The organism is Gordonia sp. N1V, assembly GCF_029269935.1.
In the GTDB taxonomy this organism is placed as follows: Bacteria; Actinomycetota; Actinomycetes; order Mycobacteriales; family Mycobacteriaceae; genus Gordonia; species Gordonia polyisoprenivorans.
This window is the reverse complement of record NZ_JARJDD010000003.1, coordinates 360184-385126: the sequence shown is the minus strand read 5'-3', so window position 1 is coordinate 385126 and position 24943 is coordinate 360184. Positions and strand designations below refer to the sequence as shown.

The 24943-nt window shown below is 66.3% G+C and carries 26 protein-coding genes and 1 pseudogene; 16 read left to right on the top strand and 11 right to left on the bottom strand.

The features are described from left to right. Positions 1 to 2: 2 nt before the first annotated feature. Genes P3L18_RS06535 through P3L18_RS06520 form a run of 4 tightly spaced genes read left to right on the top strand, consistent with a single transcriptional unit; the run spans position 3 to position 3410 of the window. Positions 3 to 821 carry an ABC transporter ATP-binding protein gene (locus P3L18_RS06535; RefSeq protein WP_276113635.1) on the top strand — a complete coding sequence of 273 codons (819 nt, stop codon included), beginning with the start codon at positions 3 to 5 and terminating at the stop codon, positions 819 to 821. After that, positions 818 to 1672 (top strand): dipeptide/oligopeptide/nickel ABC transporter ATP-binding protein, encoded by an 855-nt coding sequence (locus tag P3L18_RS06530; protein WP_276113634.1) that lies wholly within the window; start codon positions 818 to 820, stop codon positions 1670 to 1672. The genes P3L18_RS06535 and P3L18_RS06530 overlap by 4 nt, the downstream gene beginning before the upstream one ends. Further along, positions 1669 to 2625, top strand: a complete 957-nt coding sequence (locus P3L18_RS06525; RefSeq protein ID WP_276113633.1) for an aldo/keto reductase — start codon at positions 1669 to 1671, stop codon at positions 2623 to 2625. Before P3L18_RS06530 ends, P3L18_RS06525 begins: the two co-directional genes overlap by 4 nt. An 8-nt stretch (positions 2626 to 2633) precedes the next feature. Continuing rightward, positions 2634 to 3410, top strand: coding sequence for an aldolase/citrate lyase family protein (locus P3L18_RS06520; RefSeq protein WP_079931563.1), 777 nt, complete (start codon positions 2634 to 2636; stop codon positions 3408 to 3410). Here P3L18_RS06520 and P3L18_RS06515 read toward each other — a convergent pair. After that, positions 3402 to 4805, bottom strand: a complete 1404-nt coding sequence (locus P3L18_RS06515; protein WP_276113632.1) for an MDR family MFS transporter — start codon at positions 4803 to 4805, stop codon at positions 3402 to 3404. The two genes, P3L18_RS06520 and P3L18_RS06515, sit on opposite strands and share 9 nt — an antisense overlap. Before the next feature lie 106 nt (positions 4806 to 4911). On the opposite strand from P3L18_RS06515, the gene P3L18_RS06510 reads away from it, so the two are divergent. Further along, entirely contained in the window at positions 4912 to 5520 is a 609-nt protein-coding gene (locus tag P3L18_RS06510) for a TetR/AcrR family transcriptional regulator (RefSeq protein ID WP_276113631.1), read from the top strand. Here P3L18_RS06510 and P3L18_RS06505 read toward each other — a convergent pair. Beyond that, the gene (locus P3L18_RS06505; protein WP_265077163.1) at positions 5506 to 6003 is read right to left on the bottom strand and encodes an LURP-one-related family protein; all 498 of its coding nucleotides are present in this window, start codon (positions 6001 to 6003) and stop codon (positions 5506 to 5508) included. The genes P3L18_RS06510 and P3L18_RS06505 overlap by 15 nt on opposite strands. Before the next feature lie 185 nt (positions 6004 to 6188). Then, positions 6189 to 8438, bottom strand: a complete 2250-nt coding sequence (gene ppsA, locus P3L18_RS06500; protein ID WP_276113630.1) for a phosphoenolpyruvate synthase — start codon at positions 8436 to 8438, stop codon at positions 6189 to 6191. 97 nt (positions 8439 to 8535) lie between these two features. On the opposite strand from ppsA, the gene P3L18_RS06495 reads away from it, so the two are divergent. Continuing rightward, the gene (locus P3L18_RS06495; RefSeq protein WP_276113629.1) at positions 8536 to 8808 is read left to right on the top strand and encodes a hypothetical protein; all 273 of its coding nucleotides are present in this window, start codon (positions 8536 to 8538) and stop codon (positions 8806 to 8808) included. 3 nt (positions 8809 to 8811) lie between these two features. On the opposite strand, the gene P3L18_RS06490 is transcribed toward P3L18_RS06495, so the two are convergent. Continuing rightward, complete coding sequence (locus P3L18_RS06490; protein WP_276113628.1) at positions 8812 to 10401, bottom strand: APC family permease; 1590 nt, start codon at positions 10399 to 10401, stop codon at positions 8812 to 8814. Positions 10402 to 10629: 228 nt separating this feature from the next. On the opposite strand from P3L18_RS06490, the gene P3L18_RS06485 reads away from it, so the two are divergent. Further along, positions 10630 to 11454, top strand: coding sequence for a tat pathway signal sequence (locus P3L18_RS06485; RefSeq protein WP_276113678.1), 825 nt, complete (start codon positions 10630 to 10632; stop codon positions 11452 to 11454). A 28-nt stretch (positions 11455 to 11482) separates the two neighbouring features. Further along, positions 11483 to 12076 carry a peroxidase-related enzyme gene (locus P3L18_RS06480; RefSeq protein WP_079931559.1) on the top strand — a complete coding sequence of 198 codons (594 nt, stop codon included), beginning with the start codon at positions 11483 to 11485 and terminating at the stop codon, positions 12074 to 12076. On the opposite strand, the gene P3L18_RS06475 is transcribed toward P3L18_RS06480, so the two are convergent. Continuing rightward, positions 12062 to 12925, bottom strand: a complete 864-nt coding sequence (locus P3L18_RS06475; RefSeq protein WP_276113627.1) for a helix-turn-helix transcriptional regulator — start codon at positions 12923 to 12925, stop codon at positions 12062 to 12064. The two genes, P3L18_RS06480 and P3L18_RS06475, sit on opposite strands and share 15 nt — an antisense overlap. 102 nt (positions 12926 to 13027) lie before the next feature. On the opposite strand from P3L18_RS06475, the gene P3L18_RS06470 reads away from it, so the two are divergent. Together P3L18_RS06470 and P3L18_RS06465 are read left to right on the top strand one after the other, a co-directional pair. Beyond that, positions 13028 to 13735, top strand: a complete 708-nt coding sequence (locus tag P3L18_RS06470; protein ID WP_172398950.1) for an SDR family NAD(P)-dependent oxidoreductase — start codon at positions 13028 to 13030, stop codon at positions 13733 to 13735. 84 nt (positions 13736 to 13819) lie between these two features. Beyond that, positions 13820 to 14722, top strand: a complete 903-nt coding sequence (locus P3L18_RS06465; protein ID WP_020173066.1) for a hypothetical protein — start codon at positions 13820 to 13822, stop codon at positions 14720 to 14722. 60 nt (positions 14723 to 14782) lie between these two features. Here P3L18_RS06465 and P3L18_RS06460 read toward each other — a convergent pair whose 3' ends face one another. Continuing rightward, positions 14783 to 15169 (bottom strand): hypothetical protein, encoded by a 387-nt coding sequence (locus P3L18_RS06460; RefSeq protein ID WP_079931554.1) that lies wholly within the window; start codon positions 15167 to 15169, stop codon positions 14783 to 14785. A gap of 209 nt (positions 15170 to 15378) precedes the next feature. On the opposite strand from P3L18_RS06460, the gene P3L18_RS06455 reads away from it, so the two are divergent. Continuing rightward, entirely contained in the window at positions 15379 to 16566 is a 1188-nt protein-coding gene (locus P3L18_RS06455; RefSeq protein WP_276113626.1) for an arylsulfotransferase family protein, read from the top strand. A gap of 4 nt (positions 16567 to 16570) precedes the next feature. Here the strand turns inward: P3L18_RS06455 and P3L18_RS06450 are convergent, their stop codons facing one another. Continuing rightward, complete coding sequence (locus tag P3L18_RS06450; protein WP_249154833.1) at positions 16571 to 17206, bottom strand: TetR/AcrR family transcriptional regulator; 636 nt, start codon at positions 17204 to 17206, stop codon at positions 16571 to 16573. A gap of 141 nt (positions 17207 to 17347) precedes the next feature. Here P3L18_RS06450 and P3L18_RS06445 point away from each other — a divergent pair, with 141 nt between their 5' ends. The 3 genes from P3L18_RS06445 to P3L18_RS06435 are packed head-to-tail and all read left to right on the top strand — an operon-like array spanning position 17348 to position 20459. Further along, positions 17348 to 18094, top strand: a complete 747-nt coding sequence (locus P3L18_RS06445; RefSeq protein WP_276113625.1) for a nuclear transport factor 2 family protein — start codon at positions 17348 to 17350, stop codon at positions 18092 to 18094. Next, positions 18091 to 19602, top strand: a complete 1512-nt coding sequence (locus P3L18_RS06440; RefSeq protein ID WP_276113624.1) for an NAD(P)/FAD-dependent oxidoreductase — start codon at positions 18091 to 18093, stop codon at positions 19600 to 19602. The genes P3L18_RS06445 and P3L18_RS06440 overlap by 4 nt, the downstream gene beginning before the upstream one ends. After that, positions 19599 to 20459, top strand: coding sequence for a short-chain dehydrogenase/reductase (locus tag P3L18_RS06435; protein WP_276113623.1), 861 nt, complete (start codon positions 19599 to 19601; stop codon positions 20457 to 20459). Before P3L18_RS06440 ends, P3L18_RS06435 begins: the two co-directional genes overlap by 4 nt. A gap of 14 nt (positions 20460 to 20473) precedes the next feature. On the opposite strand, the gene P3L18_RS06430 is transcribed toward P3L18_RS06435, so the two are convergent. Beyond that, complete coding sequence (locus P3L18_RS06430; protein WP_276113677.1) at positions 20474 to 21403, bottom strand: LysR substrate-binding domain-containing protein; 930 nt, start codon at positions 21401 to 21403, stop codon at positions 20474 to 20476. 76 nt (positions 21404 to 21479) lie between these two features. Here P3L18_RS06430 and P3L18_RS28430 point away from each other — a divergent pair. Further along, positions 21480 to 22247, top strand: a pseudogene (locus tag P3L18_RS28430) (EamA family transporter); the annotation flags it as partial. Here the strand turns inward: P3L18_RS28430 and P3L18_RS06420 are convergent. Both P3L18_RS06420 and P3L18_RS06415 read right to left on the bottom strand, forming a co-directional pair. After that, on the bottom strand, positions 22167 to 22589 hold the full coding sequence (locus tag P3L18_RS06420) for an EamA family transporter (RefSeq protein ID WP_276113675.1): 423 nt from the start codon (positions 22587 to 22589) through the stop codon (positions 22167 to 22169). The pseudogene P3L18_RS28430 and the gene P3L18_RS06420 sit on opposite strands and share 81 nt — an antisense overlap. Next, positions 22565 to 23140, bottom strand: coding sequence for a hypothetical protein (locus tag P3L18_RS06415; RefSeq protein ID WP_276113622.1), 576 nt, complete (start codon positions 23138 to 23140; stop codon positions 22565 to 22567). The genes P3L18_RS06420 and P3L18_RS06415 overlap by 25 nt, the downstream gene beginning before the upstream one ends. A 67-nt stretch (positions 23141 to 23207) precedes the next feature. Here P3L18_RS06415 and P3L18_RS06410 point away from each other — a divergent pair, with 67 nt between their 5' ends. Then, positions 23208 to 24065, top strand: coding sequence for a LysR family transcriptional regulator (locus P3L18_RS06410; protein WP_276113621.1), 858 nt, complete (start codon positions 23208 to 23210; stop codon positions 24063 to 24065). A gap of 13 nt (positions 24066 to 24078) precedes the next feature. Here P3L18_RS06410 and P3L18_RS06405 read toward each other — a convergent pair whose 3' ends face one another. Further along, positions 24079 to 24891, bottom strand: coding sequence for a DUF1206 domain-containing protein (locus P3L18_RS06405; RefSeq protein WP_276113620.1), 813 nt, complete (start codon positions 24889 to 24891; stop codon positions 24079 to 24081). Between the last annotated feature and the right edge of the window lie 52 nt (positions 24892 to 24943).

Genomic DNA, 24943 nt, shown 5'->3' with positions numbered 1-24943 from the left:
GCATGACCATGACCAATCTCCTCGAAGTCGACGATCTGCAGATCGAATTGATCACCGCTACCGGGATCGTGCGCGCCGTCGACGGTGTCTCCTTCGCAATCGCGCCGGGCGAAACCGTCTCGATCATCGGTGAATCCGGCTCCGGCAAGTCGACAACGGCAATGGGAGTCCTCGGACTGCTGCCCGACGACCTCGCCGTCCTGTCCGGATCGGCGCGGTACGAAGACCACGAGATCCTCGGCAACACCGGGCAATTGCGCCGCATCCGGGGCCGCCACATCGCCCTGATCCCCCAGGACCCGATGACCGCGCTGAGCCCGGTCCACACCATCGGCGCCCAACTGCGCGACGCGGTCCGTCACAGCGGGATCACCGGCCGGGCCCGACGCAACGCCCGGGCCGTCGAACTCCTTGAGCAGGTGCGCATTCCACGAGCAAAGAGCCAACTCGCGAAGTATCCCCACCAGCTCTCCGGCGGCATGCTCCAGCGCGTGCTCATCGCCGCGGCGCTCGCCGCCGGCCCCGAACTGATCGTCGCCGACGAGCCGACCAGCGCTCTGGACGTCACCGTCCAGGCGAGCATCCTCGACCTGTTGCTCGAACTGCAGGAACGCACCGGCGTGGCGATGCTCATCATCACCCACGATCTCGGTGTGGCACGGCTGATGTCGGACCGCATCTATGTCATGAAGAGCGGGCGATTCGTCGAGAGCGGAGATCCGGAGGATTTGCTGCGCACACCCCAGAGCGGGTACACCAAGAGGCTGCTCGACGCGGTACCGCGGCTCGAGTCGCCCGTCACGGAAGGAGCGGCCCGGTGAGCGAGCCACTGCTGTCCATCACCGACCTGGTGATGGACTACCCGACCCCCGACGGCGTGTTCCGTGCACTCGACCACGTCAGCTTCGACGTCGAGGCCGGTACCACCATGGCAGTCGTCGGCGAATCCGGGTGCGGCAAGTCCACTCTCGCGAAATCGATCGTCCGGCTCCTGACCCCGACCTCGGGACGGATCTGCATCGACGGCGTCGATATCTCCCGGATGTCGGCAAAAGCGCTGCGCCCGTACCGATCCCGAATCCAGATGGTCTTCCAGGATCCCTACGGCTCGTTGGACCCGCACCACACCGCCGTCGACATCGTCGGCGAACCCCTGCGGCTACGCGGGATTCGGTCCCGTCGCGACCGCGAGCGGCGCGCGGCCGAGCTCATCGACCAGGTCGGCCTGCCCTCCACCGCACTGCGGCGCAAACCCGCGGAGTTCTCCGGAGGCCAGCGTCAGCGCATCGGCATAGCGCGCGCGTTGGCCAGCGAACCCGAGCTGCTCGTGTGCGACGAGGCCACCAGCGCGCTCGACGTCTCGGTGCAGGCCCAGGTGCTCGACCTGCTGCGCGACATCAAGCGCCAGCGTCCGATCACCTACCTGTTCATCTCACACAACCTCGGTGTGGTGCGTGAGATCAGCGATCGGGTGGTCGTCATGCGCAGCGGACAACTGGTCGAGATCGGCGACACCGCTGCGGTTCTCACCGATCCCGCCGCGCAGTACACCCGCGAGCTGCGCAACGCAGCGCTCGACCCCACCACGATGGTAGGGATCAAACCCCGCCACCTCGTCTCCCGGCTGCAAGCGGCCACCGCCGACGCCGAGATCCAAGGAGTTCCCGCATGATCGACCTACACCGCACGTCCGCCGTCCTGGGCACGATGACCTTCGGCGACACCGTCGACGCCGATGTGGCGACCACGATGATCGATGCCGCGCTCGACGAGGGCGTCGATCATCTCGACACCGCCAACGTCTACGCCGGCGGAGCATCGGAAGAGATTCTCGGCCAAGCCATCCGGGACCGACGGGACGAGGTGACGATTGCCACCAAGGTCGGTATGCCACACCCGGACGCCGGCGATCACGCACCCCTGTCGGCGGCCGCGATCCGCGATTGTGTGGCGGGTAGCCTGCGGCGCCTGAACACCGATCGCGTCGAGCTACTCTACCTGCATCAACCGGACCGTAGGACCTCACTCGCCGAAACCCTCACCGCTGTTGGCGAACTCATGGACGCGGGCACGGTCGGCGCTCTGGGGGTGTCGAACTACGCCGCGTGGCAGATCGCCGAGCTCAACCACACGGCCGATGCTCTGGGCATCGCCCGACCGGTGGTGGCCCAACAGCTCTACAACCTCCTGGCCCGTCGCATCGAGGAAGAATACGCGGAGTTCGCGCGCGTCACCGATCTCGTCACGATGGTCTACAACCCTCTCGGCGGTGGCCTGCTGACCGGGCAGCACCGCTTCGACGCCGATCCCGGCGAGGGGCGTTTCGGAACGTCCAAGCTCGCCGAGATGTACAAGCAGCGCTATTGGAACCGTGCCGTGTTCGAGGCGATCGAGGCGTTGACGACCATCGCCGACAAGGCCGAGATGACGTTGGTGGAGCTCGCCTTTCGCTGGCTACGATCCACACCCACGGCCGGGCCCATCCTGCTCGGCGGCTCCAGGGTCGAGCACCTGCGTGCCAATCTGGAGATCCTGGCGAAGGGGCCGTTACCCGACGAGGTGATGAGCGCCTGCGCCGACGTCGGCGCAGACCTGCGCGGACCCATGCCCAACTACAACCGATAGGCGAGAACATGACCGGCAGAGCGACTTTCGCGCAGCGAGTGCGTGACCGCGAACCCATCCTCGGCTATTGGTCGGTCCTGGACTGCCCGATCGCCGCGGAATGGCTCGCGCACGTCGGCTGGGACTACATTGCCCTCGACCTCCAGCACGGACTCATCGGCTATGCGGGAATGATCACCAATCTGACGGCGATCGACGCCGCCGGTGGCCCGGTGAGCATGGTGCGGGTGGAGGCCAACGACGCGGCGATGATCGGGCGCGCGCTCGACGGCGGGGCGAGTGGGGTGATCGTGCCGTTGATCAACACCGCTTCCGAAGCCGCTGCTGCCGTCGCGGCAGCGAAATACCCTCCCTCCGGGGTCCGGTCCTACGGCCCGATGCGATCGCAACTGCGGATCGGGCCGACTCCGGCCACCGCCGACGACGAGACCGTCGTCCTTGCGATGATCGAGACGCAGCAGGGAATTGCCAACGTCGAAGCGATTTGTGCGACACCAGGACTCGACGGGATCTACGTCGGCCCGTCGGACCTGCGACTGGCGCTGGGCGGCGCGACCTCCACCGATCCCTCGATCGACGAGCGGTTTGAGGAGACTCTTGCCCGCATTCGGACCGCAGCACAGAAGGCGGGTATCGCGGCCGGTATCCACACGAGCGATGGTCAGACCGCGGCGCGGAGACTGGCCGACGGGTTCACCCTCGCCTCGGTCGCCAGCGACCTCGTCCACCTGCGTAACGCGTCGGCGCAGCATCTCGAGCACGCGCGCGCCGGGCTGTCACGCTGACCGACGGGCCGCCGCAGCTGCTTCGAGAACCTCCTTGCGCCCGGGGAGCCAGACGCACAGCACGGTGGCCGCCAAGGCGAAACCCGTTGCCCACCAGAATGCGGCGTGAAATCCCTGGGAGGTCAGGAGCACGGCGAGCACCGCGGTCCCGAATGATCCGCCGAGTTGCTGGGTGGTCCGGGTGAGCACGCTGGAGTGCGCGATGGCATCGCGGCCGAGACCCACGTAGGACGCAGTCATCACGGGCATCGTGATGGCGCCGAGTCCGATGCCGCGCACCACCAGGAACGCCGCGAGCACCCAGGCGTTGCTGTGCGCGTCGGCGAAGCAGAACGGGATGGTTGCCGCCGCCGTGATCAGGAAACCGACGGTGGCGATCATCCGGGCGCCGATCGTATCGGTGAGCGGACCGGCGATCTGCCGGCTCAGCAAGGTGCCGATTCCTTGCGGTACCAGCATGATTCCCGCCGTCAGCGCGGAGGCGCCGCGCGCCTCCTGATAGAAGAGCGGCAGTACCAGCATCGCTCCGTACAGGGCGAACCCCGACAAGAACATCACCGTCGACGAAGAGCCGACCGATCGCGTGGCCAGCAGGCGAATGTCGATGAGCGGCGCGGACGTTCGCAATGCGTGGAGGGCGAAGACGATCAGGGCGACGACGCCCACGGTCAGGGGCACGAGGACGTCGGGGTGGGCGAATCCGGCCTCGCCGCCCGCGTTCGACAACGCGAGGATCACGCACGCGATACCCGGGGCGAAGGCAACCAGGCCCCAGACGTCCAGACGCGGAAACTGCTGCGGCGTCGGCTCTTTCTCGAGGTACCGCCACGCGAGGAACAAGCCGATGAGACAGAACGGGACGTTGACCCAGAACATGTACCGCCAGCTCAGCTGACTAATGATGAGGCCACCGACCAGCGGTCCGAGGATGGGGCCGAGCAATGCGGGTAGTGCCACCCAGGTGACCGTGCGCCCGATGGCGCGGCCGGCGGCGGCCTGCATGATCATGGTCGTCATCACCGGCAACATCAGTCCGCCACCGAGGCCCTGCAGCACCCGCCATCCGATGAGGGCGCCGGCACTCCACGCGAGACTTGAGCCGATGGAGCCGATCAGGAACACCGCGAGGGAGACCATCCACACGCGTTTCCCGCCGAACCGGGCCAGCGCCCATGTGCTCAGCGGCACTGCAATACCAAGTGCGAGAAGGTAACCCGTCATCACCCATTGGATGGTGGTGACCGATGCGTGTAGGTCGACGGCCAGTTGGTGTAGTGCGACGCTGACGATGGTGGTGTCGAACACCACGGCAAGGGCGCCGACGACGAGGACCATCGCCGTTTTGAGCACCTGCGGATCGATCTTGTCGTCAAGGGGTGTGTCGGTCGTGGTCATCACGACCTCCCGTCTTTAAGAGAGGAATCCATTCCTTATGGACGCTACGCGCCAAGATAAGGAATGTAAACCTTCCTTATTCATCGGCGGTGACTACGATGTCGACATGACGGCCGAGCGCACCGAGACCCCACGGCGGCGTCGCCGTGGGCCCGAGTTGGAACAGGCCTTGCTGCAGGCCGCGTGGGACGAGCTGGTCGACGTCGGATTCGCCAGACTGACCATGGAATCGGTCGCCGCGCGCGCGAAGACCGGCGTCGGCGTGCTCTACCGCCGATGGCCCAACAAGGACGATCTGGTGTTGGCCGCTCTCGCCGACTACGCCGCCAACACTCCCGCCGAGGCCCCCGACACCGGCAGCCTGCGCGAAGACATCCGGCAATTGCTCCACACCATGAACGACGCGCGCTCGGGCATGCTCGCCGTCGTCAGCGCGGCCTTCGCCGGACTCCATGACAGTTCCGGATACACCCCCGCCGCGATTCGCGAGCAGATGCTGCACGGTGCCGGAAACACCCGCGCCGCCGACATCTTCGCCCGGGCCGCCGAGCGTGGCGAGATCGACCTCGACCACGTGCCGCAGTCGGTGCTCGACCTGCCATTCGACCTGATGCGGCACGATCTGCTGATGCGCCTCGAGCGGGTCGGCGACGATCGCATCGACTCGATCGTCGACGACATCTTCTGGCCGTTGGTGACCTCAGAACGTGGCTGAGGCGTTTGCGCCGTCGCTGTCGGCGCGCACCCGATCGATCGCGACCACCAGCGAGATGATCGTCGCCTCGAGCGACTCATCGAGCACCTCGACCTCGTAGGTGTCGGCCCAGCTCAACAGCTTTCGGTGAATCGTGGCGACCGGCTGCCCGCCGCGCAGGACGCTGAAATTCATGTCCCACCAATCGCCGGAGACGTCGAGGCCGGCACCGTCGATGGTGTAGCGGGGCTTGAAAAAGCTGAACTCCTTGCGGATCGTCGCCACCAGTTGACCGTTCATCTCGACTGTGAACCTCGGCTGAAAGCTGAACACCGCCTTGGTGATCTCGGCAACCGGCCGGTCGAAAGTGTCGGTGATGGTGAAGCTCTTGGGGATCTTCATGAAGCTGCCGCTGACGAGGTATCGCGGTTGCTGGGCCTGATCGAGCACGGTGAACTTGCCGCTCGGCGAGAGCATCTTCTGCTTGATGTACAGCGTGGACATGGGCCTCCTCTCGGATGTGGCCCACCCTAGTGGCTCATCGCGTCAATTCCCGGGCGATGTGGTCTTCGGGCGGCTCAAGGACCATTTTCTCGCCGCTATCAGCTCGTATCGCTGTGCGGGATAGCCGTCGGCGAACCCGACTGGCCCACCTGGACCCCCCGAGGGTGGTTCGTCGGCCGTCCTCGTCAGCGTGCCGCCGCCAACAACAACCGCCGTTCCGCCGCGGCGACCGCTCGTCTGGTCGCGTCAACGGCGTCGGGGTTCACCGAGACCGACGTGATCCCGAGTTCGACGAGGCGTTGGGCGAATTCGGGTTTCGTCGACGGGGCCTGTCCGCACAGCGATGTGGTGATGCCCAGCCGCCGTCCGGTGGAGATGATCTGGCCGATGGCGTCGAGCACCGCGGGATCGGACTCGTCGAACACCTCTGCGCAGATCTCCGAGTCTCGGTCGACGCCGAGCATCAACTGGGTCAGGTCGTTGCTGCCGATGGACACCCCGTCGATGCCCATCCCGACGTACTCCGGTAGCCAGTGAACCACCGAGGGTACCTCGGCCATCACCCACCGCTTCAGCCCTCGCTGGTGTCCGAGACGACTGGCGTCGATCAGCGAAAGGCATTCCTCAAGCTCCCATTTCGTCCGCACGAACGGGATCATCAGCCCGAGATTCGGTGCGGTGTCGCGGATACGGGCCAGCGCTTCGAGTTCGAGACCGAACAACTCGGGTTCCTTGATATAGCGGAAGCAGCCGCGATAGCCGATCATCGGATTGTGCTCGACCGGCTCGTACTCCTCGCCGCCGCGCAGGGTACGGAACTCGTTACTGCGAAAATCGGTGGCGCGGTAGATGACCGGACGCGGCGCGAACGCCGTCGCGATGCGGCCCACCGAACTCACCAATGCATCCACCAGGGTCTCACTCTCACCCTTGGCGATGAGATCGTGCGGATGTCGACCGCCGAGCGCCTCGGTGAGGATGAACTCCGCGCGCAGCAGTCCCACACCGTCGACGTCGAGAGCCGCCACCGACTCCGCGCTGTCGGGCATCGCGAGATTCACATAGATCCGGGTCCCGGTCACCTCGGCGCGCGCCACCGTCGGCGTGCCCGGCGACGTGACGGCCACCCTGGCGGTGGTCTCGGGTACACCGGCACGGACCTGGCCATGCGTACCGTCAACCGTGACCACCTCACCCGCGGGCAGATCCTTTGTGGCCGAACGTGCTCCGACGACGCAGGGCACGCCGAGCTCGCGGGCGACGATCGCCGCATGACAGGTCATCCCACCAGCGTCGGTGACGATCGCCGCCGCACGCCGCAGGGTCGGCAGCCAATCGGGGTTGGTCATCGGCGCGACCAGCACCTCACCATCGGCGAGCTGCCCGCCGTCGGCCGGCGAGTTCAGAACGCGGACCGCCCCGCTGGCGATGCCGGGAGCGGCCGAGAGGCCCTGGGCCAGAACCGTTCCGGGTGGCGACGAGGTGGCGCCGAGGGTGGTGATCGGGCGTGCCTGTACCAGCCACACCGCGCCGCCGGGATCGATCGCCCATTCCAGATCCTGCGGGCAGCCGTAATGGTCCTCGACGGCCAGCGCGAGCTCGGCGATCCGTCGCACGGTCTCGTCGTCGAGGACCCGGGCCTGCGCGAGATCCTCGTCGAGGTCTTCGGTGTGGTCGACGCCGTCGGTACCGCGCACGATGCGGAAGTCCTGATGCCCGATGTGGGTCTCAAGGATGGAGCCGGTGGACTTGTCGATGATGTAGGTGTCGGGTTGCACCATCCCCGACACCACCACCTCGCCGAGACCCAGCGCCGCCTCGATGGCGACGCGGTCGCGCGCACCAGTACTCGGGTCGGCGGTGAACGCCACCCCGGACCGTTGTGAGGCGACCATCTGCTGCACGACCACCGCCATGGCGGGCTCGTCGGTGAATCCCCTTGTGGCGCGATAGGCGACGACCCGGGGGCCGAACAGCGACTGCCAGCACGCGCTCACCGCGTCGAGCAGCGCCATGTCGCCGACGACGTCGGTCAGCGTGCGGTTCATGCCGGCGAACGAGGCGTCCTTGCCGTCCTCACCGGTGGCCGACGAGCGCACCGCGACCGGCACGTTGTCGCCGAGCCGGTGATAGGCGTCGAGGATGTCCTCGCGCACCTGGGGGTCGATACCCGCGAGCCCGACCGTCTCCTGCAACTCGTTGCACAGCGCGGTGAGTTTGTCGTTGTCGGCGACCGCGGCGAGGGCGTCGCGATGCTTCGACGCCAGCTCCTCGGCATACCCGGCGACCGACATCGACTCTCGATAGCAGTCGCGCAGCAGGACGAATCCCGGTGGCACCGGCAGTCCGGCGCTGCACAGTTCGCCGAGATTGGCGCCCTTGCCGCCGGCGTCCTCGGCATCGTCGAGTCGAAGGTTCGAGAATTCTCGGATCATTGCTGACCTCCTCGTTCACCTTCCATCGTCCGCGCCGACGACGCCGACGCCTAGGGACCGAGGACACCAGTTGGTGCTGGGTAGGATCGACAGAGCCATGCGAGAACCCGCCGGCACGACCGACCTGGTGATGATCACGGTCATCACCGTCGTCGGTGTGGCCGCCGCGTTCAGCGCGCTCGCCGCGGCCTACGTCTATCTGCGCGAACGTCCGGGACGCGACCGTGACATCCAGGGCAGGGACATCCAGGGCAGGGACATCCAGGGCAGGGACACCCGGGAACGTCTCGCCCGGCGGTGGCTCCTCGCCGTGGCGGTCTTCGGCGTCACCGCTGTCGTCCTGCGATTCGGATGGCTGATCCTGGGCTGATCGTCAGCTCGCCGCGGGCCCGAGTTCCTGCTCTTCGGCGTGGGCCTCGGTCAAGACGGCGTCCATGTGTTCGGCCATTGTCGTGTTGTTCAATCGGAAGTGCACGGCGAGATAGAACACGACGACGCTGAATACCACGGTGATGATGTTGGCCCACCAGAAGCCGAGGACGGCGCTGCTGTCGAGATCGCCGGCCAGATAGGAGATCAGGGCGAGACCGGCCAGCCACAGGATCATCCATGAGCCCGAACGCATCTCGAGGACCGGCTGGTCGTACACCATCTCCAGGATGGCCAGCAGGACGAGGCCGATCAGGACGGCGATGAACAGTTTGAGGTTGATCGTCCATGTCGACCAGATAGCGATGAGGTTGGAGGCGACGAACGCCAACAGCGGGATCACATCACCGCCGGGCACGCGGAACGGCCGTTCGCGCTTGGGGTCCGAACGACGCAGTGCCGCAACGACTACAGGCCCCGCCGCAAAGGACAGCACGGTCGCCGAGGTGATGAACCCGACGAGCTGCTGCCAGCTCGGGAAGGGCAACAAGATGATCAGACCGAGGACGAAGGCGACGATCAGGCTGACCAGCGGGACACCGCGGTTGGTCGTCTTGGCCAGCATCTTCGGTGCATTACCGTTGCGCGCCATGGCATAGGACACGCGTGAGGTGACCGTGGTGTAGATCAATCCGGTGTCTCCGGGGGAGACGATCGCGTCGATGTAGAGCAGTGTGGCGAGCCAGCCGAGTCCGATGGCGGTGGCGATCGCGGCGAGCGGACCGAAGTCGTTGGTGAACCCCATCGTCGCCCATCCGTGGATGAAGTCACGCGGGTTGAGAGAGCCGATGAACGCCACCTGCAACGCCACATAGATGATCCCGGTGAGGATCACCGACCCGATGACGGCGATGGGCACGTACTTCCGGGGATTCGACGTTTCGCCGGCGAGCTCGATGCCCTGACGGAAACCCAGGAACGAGAACACGATTCCCGAGGTGGCGATCGCGGTGAACACGCCTTCCCAGCCGTTGGGCATGAAGCCCTTGGAGGTGAAGTTGCTGGGATGGAATTGGGTGACGAGGAAAGCGATCACGACGACGGTGATGATCGCGAGCTTCCACCACACCAGCACGTTGTTGACCCGGGCGAACCAGCGGACGCCGATGTAGTTGACCACCACGAAGAGTGCGAGGAGGACCACGGCGGTGAGGTAGCCGAGGCCGGTCAGCGTGTGCACCGTGTCGCCGTTGACCGTCGATTTGGAGGTGAACGCGGCGTACTTGGTGGCGTACTGCAGTGCGCCCTCCACCTCGATCGGCGCCACCGTGCCGCACGCGATCCACAGGATCCAGCCGCTGGTGTAACTCGCGAACGAGCCAAAGGCGATGTGCGGGAAGCGAACCACACCACCGGAGACCGGGAACATGGTGCCGAGTTCGGCGAAGGTCAGTGCGATCAGCAGAATCATGACCGCACCGATCGACCACGAGATGATCGCCGCCGGACCCGCCTTCTGCGCGGCATTCATCGCGCCGAAAAGCCATCCGCTACCGATGATCGACCCGACGCTGGCGAACAGCAGACCGATCAAACCGACATCTCTGCGCAGGTTCCGGTTGTCACCCGCTTCAGGCTTCGCAATCGTCTGGGTCCTCTGAACTCCTTAGCAGACGGAAGAACTTTTACCGTACTGAATTGCACGCGAAAACGGATCGGGCGCCGGACTCTTCCGATTTACAACCACCTATTCCCGTCATATCCGACACGATGTCGGGTGCGATGAGGGCTGTGCCGTACGGTGGCGCCCATGCGACGACACATGATTCGTACAGCCCTCGCCGCAGCGCTCTCGGCGGTGGCGGCATCGGTCGTGGCCGTCACCGGAGCACCGGCACACGCCGCACCTCTGGGTGACACCGCGCGTGCCGTCGAGCTACCGGGTCGGCTGACCGCCGCCGACGCCTACGCGGCCACCCGGCCGGGCCACACCGGGATCGTGGTGATCGACCGCGTCACCGGTGCGACGTACGCCGATCGCAACGCCGACACCCCGGTGTGGACGGCGTCGACGATCAAGCTGGCGATCGCCACCGACCTGCTGAACCGCGTGCGATCGGGTGCGATCACGCTCTCGCCCGCCAATCGCGCCGACATGCACGCCATGCTCAACAGCTCCGACGACGAGGCGACCGATCGACTCTGGTTCGCCTTCGCCGGGCCTGATCACCAGACCTTCAACCGCGACTTCCGCGCGTTCGGGATGACGTCGCTGGCGCCGCAGCGAGGATTCACCGAGTTCTATCCCTATTGGGGATTCCAGAAGGACACCCCACGCGACCTCGCACGACTGGTCGACTACGTTCTCACCCGCACCGCGCCGGCCGACCGCGCCTACCTCATCGGCGAGATGCGCGGCGTCGCACCGGATCAGCAGTGGGGGATCAAGTCGTTGCCGGCGAATCTGGCGCCCGGCAACAAGAATGGTTGGTCCGACGAGCAGGGCGGGTCGGTGATGAACTCGATCGGATTCGCCGGCGACAACCAGCGATTCGTCGTCGCCATCATGAACAACCTTGCGGGTCAGGGGGGACAGGCGCAGGGTAAGGTCACCGTGTCCCAGGTGGCACGAGATCTCCTGGGCTGAACTCTCTCCCGGCTGAGACGGAGCAACCATGACCGACGCCCACCCGATCAGCAGGTTCGAGACGCCGACACTCGAGGACCTTCCCGATGATGTGCGTGACCGCATCCTCGCAGTCCAGGAGAAGTCGGGTTTCATCCCCAACGTGTTCCTCCTGCTGGCCCGGCGCCCCGACGAATTCCGGGCATTCGTCGCCTACCACGACGCGTTGATGGACAAGCCCGGGAATCTGACCAAGGCCGACCGCGAGATGATCGTCGTCGCCACGTCGAGCCCCAACCAATGCCAGTACTGCGTCGTCGCCCACGGTGCGATCCTGCGCATCCGGGCCAAGAATCCGCTGATCGCCGATCAGATCGCCGCCAATTATCGCAAGGCCGACATCACCGATCGTCAACGCGCCATGCTCGATTTCGCCCTCAAGGTCTCGACCGAGGCCTACGCGGTGTCCGAATCCGATTACGACGCACTGAAATCCCACGGCTTCACCGACGAGGACGCCTGGGACATCGCGTCGATCTCGGCGTTCTTCGGGATGTCCAACCGGATTGCCAACGCCACCAACCTGCGGCCCAACGAGGAGTTCTACGCGATGGGCCGTGCGGATCGCTCACGGTCCACGTAATGACAGTGCCTGCGTGCCGAGAACAATTGCCAGGTCCAGCTTCTCGGCATCGGCGGTGTCCGGCTCCGCAGTGTAGATCATGATGCGCAGGTCATCGCCGGCGACGACGAGGGTGTCGCAGTCGACGGTGATCGGCCCGACCGTCGGGTGAGCGATCACCTTGTGACGTGCGGCGTCGGGGGCCGGCGCATCGTCGGCGGACTCCCAGAGTTCGGCGAATCTCGCACTCGACGAGGTCAATTCATCGATCAGATCGCGCAGCGCCGGATCGGCCGGATAGCGTACTGCCGTCATCCGGAGATCGGCGACGAGCCGCTCGATCTGTGTGTCGTGCTCCTGCGCGCTTTGACGCGCACGTGATGCCGGGCCGTGGATGTTGCGCCACAGAGCATTCCGCTCCCAAGGCGTGAGGACCGACATGTCGCCCATGAGTGCGTCGTAGGCGGGGTTGGCGATCAGCAGATTCCACGCGGCGTCGTACACCACGACCGGTGTGCCGGCGAGGCGGTCGAGCATCCGCGCGACACTTGGTGCGATCCGGGTGCGGATGAGCCCGACGCCGGGCGCGGTATAGCCGGCGAGCAGGAACAGCCGTTCGCGGTCCGCGTCGGGAAGACGCAACGCGCGCGTCAACGATTCGACGACCTGCGGAGAAGGGGAGGTCGCCCGGCCCTGCTCGAGCCGAGTCAGATAGTCGACCGAGATACCGGCGGTCATGGAGAGTTCTTCGCGACGCAGACCCGGAGCGCGCCGCCGCCCACCGCCCGGGAGGCCGACCGCTTCTGGTGAGAGGCGCTCCCGATGACGCCGGACGGTCTTGCCGAACTCCTCGTTCTTCACCACACGCACCACTTCAGTCTGCTCCCGCAGTTCGCGCGGTGTCCTGGTACTGCGAGTCCTACGACAACCAGACGACTGCCTGGCAACTCGCCGACGCGCGAGGATCGATGTATGACAACCGCAGTGATCACCGGGGCCAACAAGGGCCTCGGCAAGGAAACCGCACGCCTCCTCGTGCACCGAGGCCACCGGGTGTACCTCGGTGCACGAGACGAGGGTCGCGGGCGAGCAGCAGCGCAGGAGGTCGGGGCGCAGTTCGTCCAGCTCGACGTCACCGACGACGCGTCGGTGGCCTCCGCATTCGAGACGATCGCGGCCGAGGGCGGACTCGATGTGCTCGTCAACAACGCCGGCATCGCCAAACGAGCCGGTGGCGCCACCGAGGCGATGGACGGTCCGAGCGTTCTCGAGGTCTTCGACACCAACGCCGTGGGCATCGTCCGCGTCACCGAAGCCGCGCTGCCGCTGCTCCAGCAGTCCGAGAATCCTGTGGTGGTGAACGTGTCCAGCGCTCTCGGCTCGTTCTGGGCGACCCACGAACCGTCGCGGCCCGCGTCGCACTTCGTGTCCATCGTGTACGGCTCCAGCAAAGCGGCGGTGTCGATGCTCACCGTCCAATACGCCAAGGCCTATCCCGACATCAAGATCAACGCGGTCGAACCCGGGATCACCGCAACCGAACTCGGTGGCGGCGAGCCCGGCAGCCATCCCGGGCGCGCACCCGAGATCAGCGCCCGGACAGTCGCCCGGCTCGCCTCACTCGGGCCCGACGGACCGACTTGCACGTTCTGGGAGGACGACGCTGCGCTGCAGTGGTGAGCATTCCGCGCAACGCTCACCAACCAGAACGGTGTCTGATTCGCTCGCGCTGCGACCTCGGTGACCTGGGCGTACGCTCCCGATATGAGCAAGTTGAGTCCGGTGGTGTCGGCGTTGGGCGCCGCACAGTGGCAGCGTTGTCTCGAGCCGCACCTCCTCGAAGGGGAGACGATCACCGCGTTCGTCGCCGTGCACCGACTCAAACCGACCGTCGAGGGCGTGGCGATCACGAACGCCCGGATTCTCGGATTCAACTCGGCCGCGGCGTCCGGTCGCGGAGTCATCACCATGCAGGTGGCCGCCGACGACATCGTCGGCGCCGAATTCATCGGTGCACGGCTGGTGCCCACGCTGACACTGCGCACCGTCGACGGGCCGCGGGTGTTCGGGCAATTCCATCGGGACGAGACGGAGTTCCTCACCTACTTCGTCGAGTCGCTGCACTCCGCCGGGGTGGGTGCGGATGTGGCGCCCGCGCTGACCCGGTGGCGACGGCAGCGCACCGAAGCCGCCGAGCGAACCCGACGGCGACGCGCGCAACGACGGCGGGTGACGGTGTACGGCGAACCGATGACCGAGGCGCAGTGGGAGGCCGTCGACGAGCACGCGGGCGACGGTGACTACCCGTGGATGGTCCTCAACGCGGGGCGGCACGGATTGCTGGCTGCCTTCGACGACCGCGTCGAAATCCGCAAGACCGGCTGGGAGTCCGGGTCGGCTGCCGGAGTGCATGTCGAGGTGCTCGCGCTGGCCGACATCACCGGCATCGAATATCGGTGTGGCGCTTTGACCGGCTGTCTCGAATTCTCGACAACCGATCATCCCGCGTCGGGCACCGGCGATTTCTGGCCGTGCTCGGTGCAGGATTCCGAGCATCTCTCCGCGTTGCGCCCCAACGTCATTCGGGTACCCAAACCGTACTATCTGGGTGCTCGGGCGGCGATCGAGGCGTTGCGTGAGCGGGTCGGCATGGGGCTCTCGGCCTGAGTGACGCCGTGACGGCACCGCCGCGGGGGAGGCGGCACCGTCACGACTCGCCAGGGTCACTCACGACCCGAAGGCATCACCGGTCGAATCGTTGAAATTCGTCCGCATGTCGTTGAATGGATTGCGCGGTCCGTAGAGCCGCGCGGTGGCGCTCGTGACCCCGCCGGGGCAGGTGATCTTCAACGTCGCATTCTGGGTGACCTTGATGATCCCGCCACTACCGGTCGGAGGGATGTTCGGGACCGATTCCACCTGCGTACCTTCGGTGACAGTGGCTGAGCATCCGGTGCGGCCGTGGGTGTTCCACGTGGCCTGAGCCGAGTCGGTGCCGATCAGCAGGATATGCGCTTCGGGGGGATCGGCGGCTGCGGCGGTGGCGGCGGGCGCGATTGCGGCGGCGACGCCGGTCACGACCGCGGCGATACCGATGAGGTGTTTCTTGTTCATGGCGGGGGCCTTTCGGGCTGGGTTCTCTGGCGGCCGGTCCGGGGCGGGCCGGTAGGACGAACTGTGCGCCGAACAACCGGCGACGTAACGAGTAGTGCGGCACGCGGATCGGGTGAAGCGGACTACTCGCCCCGCGCCATCCGCGCAGGAAGAACTCAAATCGGGCAGAGACTTGCCCCAGGGGGATGGTCGGCGGCAGAGTGCTTCGGGTGACGAAGAATGTGGCCGTGCGACTGTGGCTCTCGATCCTCTTGTCGGCGCTCGTCGGGTTCGGCGTGATGCCGGCGCCGACGGCATCTGCTGCGCCCCCGGCCACCAACGGTTACACGGTGACATTGGATCGCAATCCCGGGCTCGGTGGCGTGATCCTGTTGGCACCCGCCGACCTGCTGAACAACCCCGCCGTACCGCGAGCGATCGGGGCCATCGTTCCCCATGATCCGGTGACGCTTCAGGTCCGCGCCCGCAACGGTGCGCTGCTGCATCAGCGGGTCATCCCGCAAGGTCAGGAGGCCGGCAACTTCCAGATCCAGACCTACCGTGACCAACGTGTGTACACGTGGTGGCAGGGCGCCAACGGTGCCGGTCACGGCGACGGGACGTACTTCATCGCCGACCGCGACTTCCAAGTGCTGCACCAACTCCGGACGCCGGTCCGCACCTCCGGTGACCTGCACGAGTTCCGCATCCTGCCCGACGGACGCCGCGCCGCGGTGACCAGCTACGCGCGCACCACCGCCGTGGTCAACGGAGCACGGGTCCCCGTCGTCGACTCACACTTCTACATCATCGACATCGACAGCGGCAGAACCGAATTCTCTTGGGACGCACTGTCACACGTGCCGGTGACCGCAACAACCACGCCGCTGCCGCTGCCGGGCCAGGGACTCGACTACTTCCACATCAACAGCATCTTCCCCGACGGGAAGGGCAACTACCTGGTGTCCTCACGGAACACCTCGGCGCTGTACCTCGTCGACGGAACCACCGGCGCCGTGCGTGCGGTGATCGGCGGCAATCGGTCCACCTTGCGGGTCGCCGACAACGCGACGTTCCGCAATCAGCACGACGCGGAGCTGTTGCCCGACGGCACGATTCGGCTCTTCGACAACAACTCCAGCCTTCCCGGCACCGGTGGCCCGTCGTCGATCCTCACCATCCGGCCTGACTGGAAGAAAGGCACCGTCAGCCTGGTGTCGCGATGGACCCATCCCGACCGCCTCACCGCCTGGGCGATGGGTAACGCCGAAACCCTGGCCGATGGTTCGGTGTTCGGCGGGTGGGGCACCACCGGGCACGTGTCGTCCTTCGACCGGACCGGGCACCTCATCTACGACGCGACGCTGTCGGGGATGATGACCACCTACCGCGCGTTCTGGTATCCCCAGGGGTTGTAGCAGGTCAGGGTCGCGTATCGCGCAAACCCCCGAGCGCATACACGACGTCCACGGCCGCATCGACCAGTCGGTCCGGTTCGACGTCGATGTGGCCATCGGTGTACTCCAGGTACAACGAGATCAGGGCGCCCGAGAGCGCCGTGGATCTGATCATCCAGTCCGCTTCGTCGCCGCCGGTGGCCTCGGCGACCTCCGGATGACCCTGTGCGAGAAGCTGAATGACGGCTCGGGTGAAGATGGGGATACGAGTGGCGCTGTGCGAGCGGAGCATGTCGTCGGCCAAGGGCTCGCGTAACAGGATGCGGGCGCGGCGGGGATCCTCTTCGAAGAAGTCGCGGATGATCTCGAACGACGAACGCACCGCATCGCGCAGGTCACCGGAACTGCTCACGCTCTGAAGGCGTTGCAGGAGTTGGTCTTCGACCCGATCGTGAACGGCGAACAGTAGTTCTTCACGGGAGGCGAAGCTCTCGTAGAAGTAGCGAGGGCTCAGCTGCGCTGCGCGGACCACCGCGCGCATCGTCACGGCCACGGCGCCCCCATCGCCCAACAGGGCTTCGGCCGCCGAGAGGAGTGACTCCCGGCGGCTCGACGACCGGTCTTGTGGACTCTGGCCACCCCACACCTTGGACGTGTTCATGACCGCAATACTGCACCACACCTCGATGAGCCGGACCGAGTCGGCCCACAATTGACATCACTCGATATCAGATGAATCATGTGATTCACGTTTGGTCGGGCTCAGGTGCTCGATCGATCCGACGGTGTCCAGGAGGTCGACATGTACGACGAACAAGAGTTCCAGAGATCCCTCGCCCAACCGCGTCTCTCGCGTCCGGTACCCGAGTACCTCGATTCGAACCGGGCAGTGCCGATCAGGGCCATTCCTGAAGCCGAGCTGATGGCGAGCACCCGGGAATGGTTCGACGCATTCGGTACGAAGCTCGACTACCTGAGCAACGTCCACGACAAGGATCTGTCATGGGTCATGACCTGGGCGAAGAAGTACTGGTGGAGCTTCCTTGTGCGTGACATGACCATCAACGACGAGCTGTACACCCAGGACGTCCGGTACACCGACGTCACCACCTTCGGCCGGACCATCGTCGGCATCGACGAGTTCGTCAAGTACAACTTCGCGTTCTTCGATGCCATCCCGGACTGGCGGTACGACCCCCTTCCCGACCAGGTGTACATCGACGTCACTCCCGAGGGCACCGTGCGGACGGTCATCCGCTACGTGGGCAGCGGTCACTGGAGCGGTCCGCTCCGGCTCCACCCGTACGACGACTCCGCTCCGACCATCTACGGGAACGGGCGCTTCATCCAGGCCCCCGCGGTTGACCGATACCACTTCAACGCCGCCGGCCTCATGGAAGAGGGCGAGACCCTGTACGACTTTCTCGACGGCGTCCAGCGGGCGGGCATTCTTCCGCGTGACGACAGCTGGCAGTTCCGCGCCCTCATGGGCCTGTCCAAGGTGCCCGCGGTCACCCGAGGTCTCCGACAGAAACTCGCCCGACGATGACCGACCGCCGCCCCGAAGCGACCGACGAACCCGACCATCAGATCGTCCTCGTCGGAGCAGGTTTCGCCGGGATCGCGCTGGCGGCTTCGTTGCGCGAGGCCGGGCTGCACGACTTCCTGATACTCGAACGCGCCGAGGAACTTGGCGGAACATGGCGGGACAACGTGTATCCGGGGTGTGCGTGCGATGTGCCGTCACACCTGTACAGCTATTCCTTTGCGCCCAACCCGGACTGGTCGAGGACCTACGGCACGCAACCGGAGATTCTCGAGTATCTGCAGACGGTTGCCGACCGCCATGGGGTGCTCGACCACATCGGCTACGACACGGAGCTTCTCCGGGCCGACTGGGACGACACGGGCTCCCTGTGGCGTCTGACCACCTCCAGGGGACCGATGACCGCCCGGTTCCTGATCACCTGCGCCGGCGTCTATGGTGAGGCGCGATACCCCGCGATACCCGGACGGGAACGATTCGCCGGCAGGGCTTTTCATTCGCTGCATTGGCCCACCGACTTCGACCCATCCGGGCAGCGGGTGGCTGTCATCGGTACCGGAGCCTCGGCGGTCCAGTTCATCCCGGAGCTGCAACCGCACGTCGAGCACCTGGTGGTGTTCCAACGATCCGCCCCGTGGATCGTGCCACGGATGGACCGCACCACCAGCGCCGTCGAGAGATCACTCCTGCGCCGCGTCCCGGCCCTGCGCCGCCTGCTCCGCGCGATCTACTACCTGGCGATCGAGAGCTTCGGGCTCGTCGGCTTCGTCGACGAACGGTTCCGGTACCCCTTCGAGCTGCTCGGACGGTTCCAGTTGCGCCGACAGGTGCGCGATCGCGCACTTCGGAAGACGCTGACCCCCGACTACGTCATCGGGTGCAAACGGGCGATCTTCTCCGACGACTATCTTCCGGCGCTCACCCGAGACAACGTCGACGTCGTCACCGCCGGCATCGCCGAGATCACCGACAGCTCGGTGATCACACGCGACGGACACGAACACCCGGTCGACGCCATCGTGTACGGAACGGGATTCCAGGTCCCGCCGGCGGTATACGAGCGAATTCACGGCCTCGACGGACGCACCTACGCCGACGACTATCGGGAAAATCCGCGCAGCTACCTGGGTACCGCTACCGCCGGATACCCGAACCTGTTCACCACTCTCGGTGCTTTCGGCGCGGTCGGCAATCAATCGGCGATCTACATGATCGAGGCCCAATGCCGCTACATCGTCGACGCGCTCGGCCAGTTACGGGACCGCGGCGTCGTGCGGGTCGAGGTCCGCGCAAGTGCACAGGACGAGTTCGTCGACGAGATGACCCGGCGCAGTGAGCACACGGTGTGGCTGACCGGTGGGTGCGACACGAGCTACTACCACACCGCCGACGGCCGCAATGCCGGTCTGTATCCGGGATGGAGTTTCGAATATGCCCGTCGGACAAAGCACTTCGACAACGCAGCGTTCACCGTCGAACGTTGCCGTCCCACCGCGGAGCATGTCTCGTGAATCGCCTCGACCCGGCAGGCAAGGTCGTCGTCGTCACCGGCGGCGCACAGGGTATCGGCCGAGCAGTTGCCGCGCGGATGGTGCGTCTCGGGGCACGGGTTGCGCTCGTCGACCGCGACGCCGACGAGGTGCATGCGGCCGCGAAAGATCTGGGCCCGAATGCGGTGGCCTATGCGGCAGACGTCCGGGACCGAGAATGCATGCGGCGGGTGATGCGTTCGGTGACAAAGCATTTCGGATCGATCGACGTGATCGTCGCGAATGCGGGGGTCAGTCCGACTCCGGCCACCGTCCGTGCGCTCGACGATGACGAGTTCGATCGGGTGATCGGTGTCAACATCACCGGCGTGTACAACACCGTCCGGCCGGCGCTCGATCAGATCGTCGCCGGCGGCGGCCACGTGGTCATCGTGTCGTCGGGGGCCTCGTTCGCGCCCGGAGCGGGTGGATCGCCGTACATGGTCAGCAAGGTCGCGGTCAGCCAGCTCGGCCGTGCTCTCCGCCTCGAGCTCGCTGTCCACGGAGCCTCCGCAGGTGTCGTCTACTTCGGGATAGTTGACACCGACATGACACACGACATGCTCGATTCCGACGAGTTGGGACGTCAGATCGGCGGACTGCTGCCGTGGCCGTTGAGTCGACGGATCTCAGCTGACGACGCGGCTCGGGTCATCGTCGGCAACGTCGTGCACCGGCACGGCGAATCGTTCGCTCCGGCCGGATGGCGAGCGCTCAAATGGGTTCACGGAGCAGCCAACCCGCTCCTGGATCGATATCTCGTGCGCTCGGCCACCATGCACCGGCTGCTGGCCGAAGTCGACCGCGGAGCCGATGCGGCCAGGCATCACACCTGGTGAGGTCAGTGGGTGAGCTACGCGCGGAACAGTTCGACGCTCGGCACCTGCGGCCCACGTTCAGCAGCCGCCTGCGCCAACGCGTCTCGAAACGCACGCACGGCCGGATGGCCGGACCGGCCCGTGCGGACCGCGGTGAACAGACTCCGTTCCGGATCGCCGGGTAGGGCGTAGAGCCGCAGTCGCGGGTCGTCGCCGGCGATCAACGCGGGTACGAAGGCGAGCGCGTGACCGTTGGCCACGAACCTCGAATGCAGCAGGGTGTCGGGGCCGTCGAACCGCACGCGCGGCTCGAAGCCGGCCGAACGGCACACGGCGCGTGCCCATTCGCCGCTGTCGGTCCCCGCGGGTTCGAGTGCCCACGGGAGTTCGGCGAGTTCGGCAAGTCCGGACGGCTCCACCGCCAGCGGTCCCTGTGCCGGGACGGCGAGCAGGAGCCGATCGTGGATGAGGTCGGCGCGATCGGTGCCCGGCCGGACCGGTGAGGGCCGCCCCGGGAACTGTTCGCCGAGGATGAGATCGAAGGCATGCGAGAGCAATCCCCGATATGCACCCTCGACCTCGCGCAGCGTCAACTCCACCTGCAACGCGGGATGGCTGCGTTCGAGCAGCGTCAGCACCCGCGGGACGATCTCGGCCACCACCGATTGGAACGACGACACGCGCAGCACGCCATGCACCGATGGCTGGGCCTGCGCGAGGTCGACCTCGGCGCGTTCGAGTTCGGCGAGGATCACCTCGGCGTGCGCGACGAGTGTCAGCGCCTGATCGGTGAGCCGGACGCCTCGCCCTACCCGCTCGAGCAGAACCACGCCCGCCTCGCGCTCGAGTAGCGACAGCTGTTGGGAGATGGCCGACGGGGTGTACGACAACGCCTCGGCGACCTGGGCGAGCGTGCCACGCAGGTGTAGCTCCCGCAGGATGCGCAGGCGGCTGACGTTGAGCATCACCACCTCCAGGATCGTTCAGTTCTGCTAATGATAGTTCAGTAGAAACATTCGCTGGATTGATCAGCTCCGACGCATGATCCTGGTAGTCATGCCGGTGCTGATGATCTTGGGTTCGTGCGTCTCGCTGCAGTTCGGCGCGGCGCTGGCCGTCGGGATCGCATTCCCCGCGCTCGGTGCCGCCGGGGTCACCACGCTGCGACTGGGACTCGCCGCGGTCCTCCTGCTGATGATGGCCCGGCCGCGGGCATGGCGTTGGAACGCCCGGCAGTGGCGATCGGTCGTGGCGTTCGGGGTCGCGCTGGCCGGGATGAACGGCACCTTCTACGAGGCCATCGCCCGGCTGCCCCTCGGCGTGGCGGTCTCCATCGAATTCCTGGGCCCATTGATCCTCGCCGCGGTGCTGTCACGACGACGCACCGACCTGGTGTGGGTCGGCCTGGCGCTGGCCGCAATGGTGCTGCTGGGGGTTGAGAGCATGACCGATGCCGCGAACCTCGATCCTCTCGGCGTCCTGTTCGCATTGATCGCCGGCGCGTTCTGGGCCCTCTACATTCTCACCAGTGCACGTGTGGGGCAACGAGTTCCGGGCTCCGGCGGATTGGCGATGGCACTGGCCGTCGCGACGGTATGCGTCCTGCCGTTCGGCATGGGAGGCCTGACGACCGGACACATCGACACCACCGTCGCGCTCGCCGCGCTCGGCACGGCACTGCTGTCGTCGGTCATTCCGTACACCCTCGAACTCGGGGCGCTACGCCGCCTACCGCGGCACGTGTTCGGAGTGCTGCTCAGCCTCGAACCGATCGTCGCCACCATCGCCGGCTGGGTGCTGCTCGGACAGGCGGCCGGTGCCCTGCGGCTGACGGCGATCGTCCTGGTGATCATCGCCAGCATCGGCACCACGGTGGGCGACAAGCGCGCACGCATTACTCCCGACGATCAGCCCGATACCGATCCACTCGAGGCCCCCGAGTCGTTGACCGAGCACGACCACGCCGATCAGTGCGGCCCACACCGGGTTGACGCTCGTCAGCGTCCCGAACAGATGCGCGGGAATCCACCGCAGCGCAGTCAGGTCCGTCACGTACGGCACGATCGACGACAACACGCCGCACAGTCCCGCGAGAACCAGCGCGGAGACGGTGGGCCGGTGGGTGATCAGCCAGCCGATCGCAATGGGCACCCACACGCCCGCGGCGACGAGGCCGCCAGGGCGCTGCCCTGGACTCCGGGCACGAGACGGCCCACCGAGCGATTGAGCAGGATGTAACACGCCCATGAGAGCGCGGCGATCAGCGCGAACCCGATCCCGACATAGTCGGTCGTCGGGCCGGGACGGGTCAGTGTCACCACGCCGAGTGCCGCGGTCAGTGCACACCCGACCGACACCGTGCCGCGTGCTCCGCACACCGCGATGGTGAGCGGCCCGAGGAATTCCAGCGTCACCGCCAGCCCGAGTCCGATACGGTCGACCGCCGAATACAGGCCGAGATTCATCACCCCGAACACCACGGCCAGACCGATGATCGGCAGCCATTGTCGGCGGGTCAGCCCGCGGACCCGCGGACGGATCGTTGCCATGAGGGCAACGGCGGTGACGATCTGCCGCACGGCGACCACCCCGACCGGGGTCAGCGTCGGAAAGGCCATGGCGCCCAGGGCGGCTCCGGTCTGATTGGATGCTGCGCTGCCCAGGACGAGTCCGATGCCGCGCGTCTGACGAGACATGTGCATGCCTTGACGGTATGGGGGCCGGTTCCGATGACCAGTGCATATGTTGGAGTAGGTATACGCTTTGGTCATGGAGTGGGACCTGCGTGAACTTCGTTTCTTCGTCACCGCTGCCGATGCCGGATCGTTCACCGAGGCGGCTGAGCGCCTGTACGTCTCACAGGCCGCGGTCTCGCGAACCATCGCCTCCCTCGAACGTTCGGTGGGTGAGACGCTGTTGCGCAGGATTCCCCGCGGATGCGAACTCACCAGCACCGGCCGACAGGTGCTGCCGCACGCCCGTCGAGTACTCGCCGAGGCGCAACGATTCACCCAGTTCCTCGACAACCGCCATGCCGTTCTCCGGCTCGGATACGCCTGGGCCGCACTCGGAAAACACACGACGACGTTGCAACGCGAGTGGGCGCGCCACCACGAGAACACCGAACTCGAACTCGTGCGGCACAATTCGGCAACCGGCGGACTCGCCGAAGGGCTCTGCGACGTGGCCATCGTCCGGGTTCCCCTCGACGAGAAGCGGTTCGGATCGGCGATCGTCGGCCTCGAACGGCGGCTGGTGGCCTTCGCCACCGACGACCCGCGGTGGGCTCGCCGACGCAGTCTGACGATGGCCGAGGTGGCCACCCGACCGGTACTCGTCGACGCCCGGTCGGGCACCACCCACCGCGAACTGTGGGCCGGGACGGCACGCTCACCCGAGGTCGTCGAGATCCACGACGTCGAGGGTTGGCTCGACGCCATTGCCGCCGGCCGCGGCGTCGGCACCACGGCCGAATCCACGGCACATCACCACGCGCGCGGTGACATCACTTACCGCCCCGTCAAGGACGGCCCACGGATCGCGGTCCGGCTGTCGTGGTGGCTCGATCACGAGCCGGCAGCGCTCGGTGACCTGATCACCGCGACGACACGGCTCTATTCGACGTGATCGAGCCGCGCCATCACATCCGCGCGAAACGCGCCATGACGAAGCAGTAGACGCCGTAGGCCGCCAACCCGAGACCGGCCAGGACGAGCAGAACCTGGCCGGCCGGCCATCCCGCGACCGTCTTGACCGCACCGTCGATACCGGTGGCCTTGGCCGGGTCGGCCGTCGCCGCCGCGATGATCACCAGCACGCCGGCGCCGGCGAGCACAAGTCCCTTGGCCGCATAACCGACGACGCCGGTCACCGTGAGCGCCGGGTTGTCGTCGATGGTGAGGTCGTCAAGGAACGACTTCGTGACGCCCTTGTGGATGTGATAGATACCGACGCCGATGATGACGAGTCCGACGATGATCAGAAGTCCTTTGCCGGCAACCGATTCCATCAGCCTGGCGCTCATCCCGGCGTTCTGGCTGCCACTGGACTGTCCATGGCCTGACGCGAATTGCGCTGCTGACCAAGCAAATCCGAGATAGACCACGGCCAGGGATGCGGCTTTGGCGCGATCGAGCCAGCCGTCGTCCTCACCGGGCTTCGGGTTGGCCGGATGCGGCCCGACGATCGTTTCGGCGATGCGCCACAACGCCATCGCAACGAAGGCGACGACCGCGGCCCACAACGCCAGCCGCCCACCCGTCGACGACGCGAACAAACCCAATGCCCCGGACTGATCGGCGTTTCCCGGATCGCCGAAGGCAAGACGAACAACGATGTAGGCGATCAGCAGATGCAACAACCCGCTCACCACGTGACCGGCGCGGGCCAGCGCCTCGAACTCGCCGCGCCCGGTCGCCTGCCGTACCGCGTCGGCCGGATTCTTGTCGATCATCTGCTGACTCCGTATACGTCGGGGTGCGGGAGGTCTAGGGTGGAAGGTGCTT